The sequence below is a fragment of the Aeromonas sp. R1-1 genome (assembly GCF_040908495.1).
In the GTDB taxonomy this organism is placed as follows: Bacteria; Pseudomonadota; Gammaproteobacteria; order Enterobacterales; family Aeromonadaceae; genus Aeromonas; species Aeromonas veronii.
On the sequence record NZ_JBFODV010000212.1, the window covers coordinates 1 to 10,942 of the forward strand.

Annotated in this window: 10 protein-coding genes; 2 read left to right on the plus strand and 8 right to left on the minus strand. The window is 60.9% G+C overall.

Annotated elements, in window-relative coordinates; all coding sequences use genetic code 11:
* A partial coding sequence (locus AB5Y92_RS14380; RefSeq protein ID WP_368227011.1) for an alanine/glycine:cation symporter family protein occupies nt 1-660 on the minus strand: 660 nt, incomplete at its 3' end.
* Between the two features lie 348 nt (nt 661-1,008).
* Between AB5Y92_RS14380 and AB5Y92_RS14385 the strand changes: the two genes are divergently transcribed.
* Together AB5Y92_RS14385 and AB5Y92_RS14390 are read left to right on the plus strand one after the other, a co-directional pair.
* Entirely contained in the window at nt 1,009-1,446 is a 438-nt protein-coding gene (locus tag AB5Y92_RS14385) for a GNAT family N-acetyltransferase (RefSeq protein ID WP_201987826.1), read from the plus strand.
* Between the two features lie 76 nt (nt 1,447-1,522).
* Nucleotides 1,523-2,287: a zinc-dependent peptidase gene (locus AB5Y92_RS14390; RefSeq protein WP_234898548.1), complete on the plus strand. Its 765-nt coding sequence runs from the start codon at nt 1,523-1,525 to the stop codon at nt 2,285-2,287.
* Nucleotides 2,288-2,368: 81 nt separating this feature from the next.
* On the opposite strand, the gene AB5Y92_RS14395 is transcribed toward AB5Y92_RS14390, so the two are convergent.
* The 7 genes from AB5Y92_RS14395 to AB5Y92_RS14425 all read right to left on the minus strand — a co-directional run.
* Complete coding sequence (locus AB5Y92_RS14395; protein WP_021230311.1) at nt 2,369-2,965, minus strand: GPR1/FUN34/YaaH family transporter; 597 nt, start codon at nt 2,963-2,965, stop codon at nt 2,369-2,371.
* A gap of 224 nt (nt 2,966-3,189) precedes the next feature.
* Nucleotides 3,190-6,192, minus strand: a complete 3,003-nt coding sequence (locus AB5Y92_RS14400; protein WP_368227012.1) for a DUF748 domain-containing protein — start codon at nt 6,190-6,192, stop codon at nt 3,190-3,192.
* A 52-nt stretch (nt 6,193-6,244) separates the two neighbouring features.
* Nucleotides 6,245-7,006, minus strand: a complete 762-nt coding sequence (locus tag AB5Y92_RS14405; RefSeq protein WP_368227013.1) for a substrate-binding periplasmic protein — start codon at nt 7,004-7,006, stop codon at nt 6,245-6,247.
* 36 nt (nt 7,007-7,042) lie between these two features.
* Nucleotides 7,043-7,453 carry a MerR family DNA-binding transcriptional regulator gene (locus AB5Y92_RS14410; protein ID WP_005351385.1) on the minus strand — a complete coding sequence of 137 codons (411 nt, stop codon included), beginning with the start codon at nt 7,451-7,453 and terminating at the stop codon, nt 7,043-7,045.
* A 2-nt stretch (nt 7,454-7,455) separates the two neighbouring features.
* Nucleotides 7,456-8,424 carry a hydroxymethylglutaryl-CoA lyase gene (locus AB5Y92_RS14415; protein WP_064337796.1) on the minus strand — a complete coding sequence of 323 codons (969 nt, stop codon included), beginning with the start codon at nt 8,422-8,424 and terminating at the stop codon, nt 7,456-7,458.
* On the minus strand, nt 8,421-10,391 hold the full coding sequence (locus tag AB5Y92_RS14420) for a biotin carboxylase N-terminal domain-containing protein (protein ID WP_368227014.1): 1,971 nt from the start codon (nt 10,389-10,391) through the stop codon (nt 8,421-8,423). Before AB5Y92_RS14420 ends, AB5Y92_RS14415 begins: the two co-directional genes overlap by 4 nt.
* The coding region (locus tag AB5Y92_RS14425) for an enoyl-CoA hydratase-related protein (RefSeq protein WP_368227015.1) at nt 10,388-10,942 on the minus strand (555 nt) is incomplete at its 5' end. The genes AB5Y92_RS14420 and AB5Y92_RS14425, both read right to left, overlap by 4 nt.

The following is a 10,942-nucleotide window of genomic DNA, read 5'->3' on the forward strand; positions in this document are numbered from 1 at the left end:
GATGACGCAAGCCACGATGATGTAGCCCAGCGCCATAAAGGGCACTACGGTACTGGCGAAGCTGGCGATACGCTTGACGCCGCCGAAGATAATAAAGCCGAGCAGCAGCGCCAGACCGGCGGCGGTGACGTTCGGATCGATATTAAAGGCGGTCTGCAGGCTGGAGCCGATGGAGTTGGCCTGCACGCCCGGCAGCAGCACGCCGCAGGCGAAGACGGTAGCGATGGCGAAGGTCCAGGCGTACCACTTCATGCCAAGCCCTTTCTCGATGTAGAAGGCCGGGCCGCCGCGGTATTCACCGTTGATCTTCTCTTTGTAAACCTGACCCAGGGTGGACTCCACGAAAGCAGAGCTGGCGCCGAGGAAGGCAACCATCCACATCCAGAACAGGGCGCCCGGACCACCGAAGGTGATGGCGGTGGCCACACCGGCGATGTTACCGGTACCCACGCGACCGGCCAGGGTCATGGCCAGCGCCTGGAAGGAGGAGACACCAGCATCGGTGCTCTTGCCATCAAACATCAGGCGCACCATCTCTTTCATATGACGCAGTTGCAAAAAACGGGTGCGCAGGGAGAAGTAAAGACCGACCCCCAGACACAGGTAGATGAGCGCAGGGCTCCAGATTACACCATTGATGGCATTGACGATTTCATTCATGTACAACAACTCCTTTGTTGTGTTTGTGGCGCTGTCTTGGCGAGATCTTGGCCTCGCTCTCTGTCACTGTTTTCGGCCCTGTTTGTTAACAATCCAGTTAACAAATGAGCGCGAGGTTGAGGGGTTAAGCAGAGCGCAAACACGCGCCATGCATGGCTTGTAACATATCGAGTTGTATCGGTGCTTCCCAGCGAAAAATGTTGCCTTGTTGCAAATTTGTGAATTGACAAGGGCGGGGGGATAATGGCAGGCAGCGTTTTCTATGAGTAAAGATGAGATCCTCCTTGTTGATCTGCGCCAGACAATGTGACGGGCGTAACACAATGGAAAGCAAACATGAGGCCAACAATGAAAAATGACCCTGACACTTTGACGATCCGTCCCCCTGAGGCCGACGACGGGAGCGCCATCGCCCACCTGTTCACCCAATTGGGGTATCCTGCCGAAGGCGCTGACGTGACGGCGCGCCTGTTGGCGCCGGATCCCGCGAGCGTTGTGCTGCTCGCCTCCCAGGGCGACAAGGTGGTCGGCGTGCTGGTGTGGCACAAGCTGGCACCGCTGCATGTTGCACCAGCTTGGGGCCTGATCTCGGCGCTGGTTGTCGATGAAGGGGCAAGAGGGGCGGGAGTGGGCGCAGCCCTGCTCAAGGGCGCCGAAGCGATGGCGCGGGCCGCAGGTTGCGCCCAGCTGGAACTCTCCAGCAGTCTCAAGCGCGAGGCGGCCCACCGTTTCTATCTGGCGCAGGATTATCAGGAGCGGCCGAAACGGTTCGTCAAACTGCTGTAACCTGTTTTTTGCATCAAAAGAAGGAGTAGGCGTGCTGGGATGGTTCAAATGGCTGGGTGGTCGCCCGCAAACGCCCATGAGTGAGGATGAGTTGGCGCTGTGGCGTCAGGCGCTGGCGGCAGTGCCCATCTTGCAAGGGCTCAGCGACACCGAGCAGACAACGCTTATCAGCTTGGGGCAGCAGCTACTCAAGCGCAAGACCCTGACCCTGATCGGGGTAGAGCTCAGCCGCCGTCAACAGGCGGTGCTGGCGCTGCAGGCGGCGTTGCCCATCTTGCACCTTGGCCTTGACTGGTATCGCGGCTTTCACGAAATCATCATCATCCCCGAGCCCGTGACCCGGCGTCAGGAGGTGCAGGATGAGTTCGGTCTGGTGAGCGAGTTTGAAGAGGAGAACGCCGGCGAATCCTGGCCGCAAGGGCCGCTGGTGCTGGCCTGGAGCGAGCTGCAGCAGGATGGCGACTGGGATGGCTTTAATCTGGTGATCCACGAGTTGGCTCACAAGCTCGACATGCTGGGCGGTGAGGCGGACGGAGCACCGCCGTTGCCGGGGCCGATGAGCAGCCAGCTGTGGCAACAGGCCTTTCAGAGCGCCTTCGACGAGTTGTGCCAGCAGCTCGACCGGGACGAAGTGACCGCCATCGATCCCTATGCGGCCGAACATCCCGCGGAGTTTTTCGCCGTTAGCTGCGAATGTTTCTTTACCGATCCGCTGCGGCTGCAGCAGGTCTATCCCGCGGTATACCGGCAACTGAGCCAGTTCTTTAGCCAGGATCCCGCCCTGCGTTTCCCCGCGACCCGCTTGCTGGCGGGGGAGGTGGACGCCGAGTCACTTGGCTGATAATCGATCTGTTGAACGGTTATTCGAAATAGCAAAAAGGCACCCGAGGGTGCCTTTTTCACAATCTGAGTGGCTTGCCTATCAGGCAGCGGCTTTCAGCTGTACGGCGGCGGCTTTCTTGTGATCGCCGATCGGCATCACGGTGCGGCCGAACTGCTCGTTGATCACGGTGGCCATGGCCAGGTAGATGGCGCTGGCGCCACAGATGATGCCTTCGAAACCGGCGATGGTGCCGATCAGGGTGCTGCCGGTGAAGTCACGGGCGGCCAGCAGGAAGAACAGCACGGTCAGGGAGGCGAACACGAACTGCTTGGCGCGCGGGTAGTTGATGGTGCCAACCAGCATGAACAGGGTGAACATGCCCCACATCAGCAGATACCAACCCATGTAGGCGTGCGGAGTGGCTTCGGCCAGACCCATGGTCGGCATGACGAGCAGGACAACCAAGCTCAGCCAGAACAGGCCGTAGGAGGTGAATGCGGTCACACCGAAGGTGTTGCCACGCTTGTACTCCATGATGCCAGCGATGATCTGGGCGATGCCGCCGTAGCACAGGCCCATGGCCAGGATCATGGCGCTGATGGGGAAGAAACCTGCGTTATGGATGTTCAGCAGGATGGTGGTCATACCGAAACCCATCAGACCCAGAGGGGCAGGGTTGGCCAATTTTTCGCTCACGTGGCATTCTCCAAAAATAGAGGTGGGGGTTAACAAAAGACGCGCGATTTTAGGCAGGCTGTGGCGCGCCCGCAAGGGGGCAAGGGGGATAAATCGTAAAAAAACTACGTGATTATTTGCATCAGAGGCCAAATGCTCACCAAAGCAGGCTGTTTGGTGAGCAAAAGGTGTCAAAATAGTTGAGGGGTTGTATTTTTATTACGCATTTGCGCAGTGCGGCGGCGTCACTGATCCAGTGTCAGGAGCACTTTGGCTTCCTTGTCCTCTTCCTTGACCTGGCTGTCGAGCACGAACAGCCGCTCCGGGGCGATCCCCTGGCTGTCGACCAGAAACTCCTTGGTATTTTGCGCCCGGCGCATGGCGAGATTGCGCAGGGATTTGGCGGTGATGAGCTGCTGATCCCGCAGCAGGATCACCGCCTGGGCCCGCAGTGCCGCGCTCTCTTCATCCAGATGGAGCCGATCGGCCAGGTCATCCAGATCTTCGCCAAAGCGCTCTTCATAGGCCTGGGCCAGCGCCTCTTGCAGGGCGGGGTCCTGTTCCAGCAGGTCGAGATCCGCCTGATTGCCGGTGAGCTTGGCCAGTACCCGCTCCAGCTTTTGCCGTTGCAGGATGGGGCGCTCCTCGTTGAAGTTGACCTTGCCGCGAATGTTCATGCTGAGCTTGGGTCTATCCTTGAGGGCCTGCGCCAGCTTGACCAGTTTCTCCTGCTGGGTGGGGGTGAGATCGGGATCCCCCGGCAGGAAGGGAAGTTCGTCGAGATCTTCGGTGCCATCGGCCAGCGAGGCGAGCAGGGAGAAGGGGGAGGTGATCGCCTTGCTCAGGGTGTTGCCCAGCACATCCCAGAAGATATTGCCGATGCTGAAGTCCGGTTGATCGAGATCGCCCTTCACCTTGAGGTTCATCTGTATCACCCCGTTGGCATCGCTTAGCAGGGCGATGGCCAGCCCCAGCGGCAGATCCTTGGCCTGATCGCTCTTGATCTTCTCGCCCAGTTGCAGCTTCTTGATGGTGATGTCGTTATCCCCCTCCAGCCGATTGCCCTCCAGCTTGTAGTGCAGTTTCATGGAAAGCTGCCCCTTGTCGATGGCATAACCGGCATAGGTGCCCGAATAGGGGGTAAAGGTGGTGAGCTCCAGATTGTGGAAAGCGACCGCGATGTCGAGGATCGGGTTGGCCACCAGCAAGTTGGTACCGCCGCGAATGGTCACCGGCGCATAGCGATCCACCTTGCCATTGAAGGCGAGATCGGAGCGTTGCCCCGGAATATTGCTGATATGGCGACTCTGGCCGCCCAGCGAGGCGATATCGGCCACAAAATCTTGGCTCAGGCTGCGGTCGGCAAAGCGCAGGTTGCCCTGCTCGGTGCGCAGCTGATCGATGGTGAAACGAAAGTCGGGAGCCTTGCTGCCTGCCTTTGCTTCAGTACTTTTTGCTGCCGCCGGTTGCGGCAACAGCAGCTGTTGCAGGTTGGTGGTGCCATCTTCGTTGATCTCGATGCGGGCGAAGGGCTTGTTCAGAGCAATGTCCTTGATCCGCATCTGCTGGCTGATGCCGTCGTACGTCAGACCGGTGAGAGCCAGGGTGTTGAACTCCAGCAGCCGCTGATTGTCTGCCCGATCGACCACTTTGAGCCCGTTGATATCGAGCCCCCCTTGCAGGGTCAGCTTGCTCAGATCTCCCTGGGCGGTGGTTGCGAGATCAAGGCGGGTCTTGCTGCTCAGCAGCCCGTTTTGCACCTTGATGCGTACCTGATCGGCCAGATAGGGCTGTGCCAGCGTCAGGGGCAGCCCCTGCTGGTTGATGTCGCCGCTTAAGGTGAAAGGAGTCAGGGTCAGTTGGCCATCAAAGGCAAGGGGGCTGCTCTGGTTGAACTGGGTGGCCAGAGTCAGTTTGCTCGGTTGCTCCCCCTTGCTGCCCAGTGGCCCCAATGCCAGCTTGAGGCCGGAGAGCTGGCGTGCCTGCGGTTTGCCGCTGCTCGATTCGGTGAGAGTGAGATCGCCCTTGTCGATAAGGATCTGCTTGATCTGCCACTGCCAGGGTTTGTCTGCCCCGTGTTTCTTGCCGTTACCGGTTGCCTTTGTCTGTTGTGCCGACTTGGGCGCCGCATTGTTGGCCACCTCGTTTGCGGCGTGGGCCCCTTTGACGGGTTTGGCGGGGGCCTGTTCAATCAGCAAGTCAGCCAGATCCAGTTCCTGCTGTGGGTTGAGGGTGGCCTTGAGCAGGGGTTGTTGCAGAGTGACCTTGCCGATCTGGAGCGACTGTTTCTGGCCATCGACAGCCAGATCGCTCAGGGCCAGCTGGTCGAAGCGGGCAAATTCGTCGCCCTTGTGTCTTTTAAGCTTCCAGTTGTCCAGGGTCAGCTTGCCTTTGGACAATTGCCACAGTACACCTTGCTTGCCCTCTTTAAGCTGGTACTCCACCTCTGCATTGGCGTGGCCCTTGGCCAGATCCACCTTGAGATAGGGTGCCCAGAGCGGGGCGAAGGGTTTCAGGTCGACCTGTTTGAGGCTCACCTTACCCTGACCCATGCCGCTCATCACATCGAGTTTGCCGTGAGCGGCGAGGCTGCTTTTGCCGTTGATGGCGGCGCTCAGCTGATAGGCGGTCGGGTGATTTGCCTCGGTGCGCAGGTTATCGAGCTTGAGGGTCACTTTTTCCAGATTGAGGGGCGGCAACCAGCCGGGTTCACTTTCCTTGCGCTGATCCTGATAGCGGACATGTCCGTCAGTGATTGCGATGCTGGCGATGTCGACCAGTAGCGGGGCGCTGGCTGTCTCGGGCTCGGGGGCGGGGGCAGGGGCGATCAGGGTCGTCAGCGCATCGGTCAGATTGAGTCGAACCTCCCCTTTTTTGTCTGTCAGCCGTTGCAGCTGCACCACGGGTTTGGTCAGGGTGACGGCGGAAAGCACGACCCCTTTCTGCTGCCAGCTGGCTTGCAGGTTTGGGGTGATAAAGAGCTGTTCAAAACCGATGATGGTCTGCTGTTTGGCATCGAGCAGGGCAGTCGCGCCGAGGGTGAGAGAAGGGTTGCGCACTCCTACATCAATCTCCCCCAGCGTCAGTTGCAGGCCATAGTGCTCGGCCAGCCAGCCGGGCAGATAGCGCTGGATCAGACGGGGGGTTTGCCACAGCAGCAGAGTGATCAGGATAAGAAACAGCAGGAAAGCGTAGGCAAGGTAGCGCAGCAAGCGGAGCTTGGGGGACGCGGGCTCGGTGGTGTTCATTTGGTGCACTCCCATTTGGTTCCCGCCATGGTACAGAAAAGCTGGATAGTAATCATGGGGTTGCGTGCTGTTGTACGCCGTACTTTGTCCAAAGGCGCTCCAGTTCACCCTTTTGTTGCAGTGCTGCCAGCCACTGTTCCAGCTGGGCAGGGGTAATGGGGGCCTCAGGGTGAAGGATGGCGCGGTGTTGATACTGTTGATCCCATTTCTGCGAGATCAGCAGCTGGTCGGCGGTGTCGGGGTGGGCCAGCAGATACTGGTTAAGGTAGGAAACGTTGAGAATGGCTACCTCGCCACGCCCTTTGAGCAGGGCTTGCAGGGCGCTGATATTGTCTTTGACCAGGGTGATATTGAGCTTGCGCTGCAGGTAGAGGGGATCGGCATTGAACTGGCCGACACCGTAGTGATAGCCGGTCACCCCGATGAGGTGATGGCTGGCAGGATCGTCAAAAAAGCGCTGATCCCGGCCCGCTTTGTTCAGGGCCACATAGACCTCGCCACCACCGAGGAAGGGGGTTGTCATCTTGAATTTATCGGTGTCCCAGCCCCACTTGGTGTCTTCAAACAGCATCAGCGAGAAACGGCCCAGATCGAGCGCCTTGTAACGGTTGGCGGCCGAGGTGGGAACAAAGACGAAGGTCACCTCTTTCTGTACGGCATTGAGCTGGTCGATAAGCTCCAGAGTCAGCCCTTCATAGCGGGAATCGGGGAGTTTGACCACAAAGGGGGCATAGGGGTATCCACCAACCTTGATGAGGGGATGGCTCCAGCCAGAGAGGCTGAACAAGAGCAAAAACCAGCACCAATATCTCATGGGATCCCCAAGGCAAAAGCATGCTCCCAGATTCGGTTAATCTGCGCCAGTTTTCAAGCTGTTAAGGGAATTAACACAGCGCTGTTCGGCGGCTTCCAGCTCGGCCATCACCATCTGGATATCCTCCAGTTGCTGGCGCAGGGCGCCGCGTTTTGCCTCGATCAGCTGGATCATGGAGTGGAGCTGGGTTTTGCTCGATTTGTCGGTGTCGTACATATCGAACAGCTCGCGGATCTCGGCCAGGCTAAACCCCAGCCGTTTGCCGCGCAGGGTCAACTTGAGCCGGATCTTGTCCCGATGGCTGTAGATGCGGGTTTGCCCCTCCCGCTGGGGAGTGAGCAGCCCCTCATCCTCGTAGTAGCGGATGGTGCGCGGCGTGACATCGAACTCGTGGGCCAGCTCCGAAATGCTGTAGGTGATCTCCTTGCCGGGCAGGGAACGGGACATGGTCATGACTCCTGTTGCTGGGCGTGTGGCTGGCAGAGGCGGGCACGCAGCCGCTCGGCATTGGCGTGTAGGGCCTGACCGACCCGCGAGCCGTTGGGGCGAGCGAGCTGCTCGCTCACCCACTGGCCGGTGGCCGCCAGTTTGTCGAGATCCACCCCGGTCGTCATGCCAAGGCCGTGCAACAGGTAGACCACCTCTTCTGACGCCACATTGCCGGAGGCGCCCGGCGCATAGGGGCAGCCGCCAAGCCCCGCCACCGAGCAGTCGATGGTGCGAATGCCGCGCTCCAGCGCGGGTAGCAGGTTGGCCAACCCCTGGCCGTAGGTGTCGTGAAAATGGACCGCGAGTCGCCCCGCCGGGATCTCGTGCAGCACCGCATCCAGCATGGGCGCCACGGTGCCCGGGGTGCCAACGCCGATGGTGTCCCCCAGCGAAATTTCGTGGCAGCCGAGATCCAGTAACTGTTCGGCCATGGCGGCGACCCGTTTCGGGCGGGTCGGGCCATCAAACGGGCAGGCGATGACGGTGGAGAGGTAGCCACGCACCTTGATGCCGAGGCGGCGCGCCTCCTGCACCAGCGGGGCGAAGCGCACCAGCGACTCCTCCACGCTGATGCCGATATTGGCGCGGGTAAAACCGTCGGAGCAGGCGGTGAAGAGGCCAATCTCATCGGCGCGGGCGGCAATGGCTGCCTGCAAGCCTTGCAGATTGGGCACCAGAGCGCCGTAACGGGTTGAGCCCTTGCGCGGCAGTGCCTCGAACAGCGCTGCGGAGTCCGCCATCTGCGGCACTTTTTTGGCAGAGACAAAGGCACCCACCTCGATGCGTTGCAGGCCGCTGTCGGTAAGGCGCTGGATCAGCTCCAGCCGCTGTACCAGGGAGAGGGGCGCAGCTTCATTTTGCAGGCCATCTCGCGGCCCCATCTCCACCAGACTGACCCTGTCGTCACGGACGTCCTGTGATCGGTTCATGGATGTTCCTCCTGTGAAGCAGTCTCTTCGGCAAAGCGCACCAGCATGGCCCCCTGGCTAACTTGCTCACCCTGCTTGCACTGCAGCGCCTCAATTACCCCGTCCCGCTCTGCGCGCAACTGGTGCTCCATCTTCATCGCCTCCAGTACCAGCAGGGGTTGCCCCTTGCTGACCGTTTGCCCCTGCTCGACCAGTACGGCTACCACTATGCCGTGCATGGGCGCGATGGCGCCCTGCGCCTTCTCGTTTGCCTGCTCATGGTGGTGGCTGTGCTGCCGATCATCGGCCGCGAAGCGGATGCGCTGGCCCCCCAGGGTCATGATGAAGGCTGCCTCCGAGCCTGCGACCGTCTGAATGGGGATCTGTTGCCAGCCGCCACCCTGTTGTAGTCGGATATGGTCGTCACCTCTTTGGTGGCAACGGGTCTCTCCTTGCCACTCAAACTGGCCGCCATGATCGTGAAGGGTCAATGCCCGGTGCTCATCACCGATGCGCACCGCCGCTGTCCAGCAGCGAACCGGCCCTAGCCGAAATCCGCAGGCTTGCTGCCAGGGGGAGGTGCCCGCAGGGCGGCTCGCCAGCCAGAGGGTTGCCAGCGGCCAGGCGAGCTCAGGAATGGGCTGCGCTGTGGTGGGGATGGGCCACTGGGTATGGTGGCCTATGGCCAGGACGTCGGGCTCTTCACACAGGCGCAGCAGCAACGGGCCGTTGTGCACCAGCGGCCCGAGATCCAGTGCCGCCAGCGCATCTGCCAGTTTGGCGAACGCTTCGGCGCGGTTCTGGCCGTGGGCGATCAGCTTGGCGATCATGGGATCGTAATAGGGGCTGACCTCATCGCCAGCGGTAACGCCGGTGTCGATGCGCACGCCAACGGGCCAGTGGAGCCAGTGGATAGGCCCGCTGGCGGGCAGAAAACCGGCCGCCACATCCTCGGCGTAGAGGCGCGCTTCCACCGCATGGCCGCGCAGCACCACTTCCTCCTGGGTGAGTGGCAGCGGCTTGCCTTCTGCCACGGCCAGTTGCCAGGCCACCAGATCCTGCCCGGTCACCGCTTCGGTGACCGGATGCTCTACCTGCAGCCGGGTGTTCATCTCCATAAAGAAGAACTCATCCTTGCAGAGTAGGAACTCGATGGTGCCAGCCCCCTGATAGTGGATGGCCTTGGCTGCGGCCACGGCTGCCTCCCCCATGGCGCGGCGCAGAGCCGGAGGGATGTCGGGGGCGGGCGCCTCTTCGATCACCTTCTGATGGCGTCGCTGCAAGGAGCAGTCCCTGTCCCCCAAATAGATGGCGTTGCCGAGGCTATCGGCAAAGACCTGTACTTCCACATGTCGAGCTTGGGGCAGATAGCGCTCCAGCAGCACCAGATCGTTACCAAAGGCGGCCTTGGCTTCCCGTTTGACTGCCGCCAGCGACTCGTCAAAGTCGGCCAGCTGATCGACCCGGCGCATCCCCTTGCCACCGCCGCCACTGGCGGCCTTGATAAGTAGCGGGAAGCCAATCTGGCTCGCCTGATCGCGCAAAAAGTCCGGCCGCTGATCCGTGCCGTGATAGCCAGGCAGCACAGGTACGCCGGCAGCCTGCATCAGCGCCTTGGCGCCCGATTTGTCGCCCATGGCGAGAATGGCGGCGCCGCTTGGGCCGACAAAGCGCAGGCCGCGCTGTTCGCAGGCGGTGGCAAAATCGCTGTTTTCCGACAGAAAGCCGTAACCGGGATGGATAGCATCGGCGCGCGCCTCTTTGGCAATCTTCAGCACCTTGCCGGTGTCGAGATAGCTCTCTCTGGCCGGTGCGGGCCCCAGATGCCAGGCCTCATCGGCCAGACGGGTGTGCATGGCATGGGCGTCGGCATCGGAGTAGAGGGCGATGGTGTGAATGCCGAGGCGTTTCGCCGTCTTGATGATGCGCACGGCGATTTCGCCGCGATTGGCAATCAGCAGGCGTTTAATCTGAGTGTGATGGGTCATGTCTCATCCTTGAAACGGGGACGCCAGGCGGGAGGGCGTTTGTCAAAGAAGGCCTGCATCCCCTCCTGGGCTTCAAGCCCCACCCGAACCCGGGCAATGGTCTCGACAGTTTTCTCTTCGTGCAGGCGGGAAGGATGGGCCTCTATCGCCGCCAGCAGCCGTTTGGTCTCTTTCATCGCTTCCGGCCCGTTGCGGCACAGACGAAGGGCCTGCGCCCGTCCCTCCGCCAGCAGTTGATCCGGTTTGCAGAGTTGATGCGCCACATTGAGCCGACAGGCGGTAATGGCATCGAACGGCTCGGCACTGAGCATGTAGCGGCGCGCCTGACGCATTCCCATGGCACGTACCACGTAGGGGCTAATCACCGCAGGCACCAGACCCAGGCTCACCTCAGAGAGGCAGAAGCGGGCATCGTCGCTGGCCAGCACCAGATCGCAGGCGCAGATGAGGCCCAGCGCCCCGCCGTAGGCGGCCCCTTGCACCAGCGCCACCGTAGGGAAGGGAAGCTCATCGAGGGTCTGCATCAGCCTGGCCAGTACCCGGGCGTCTTC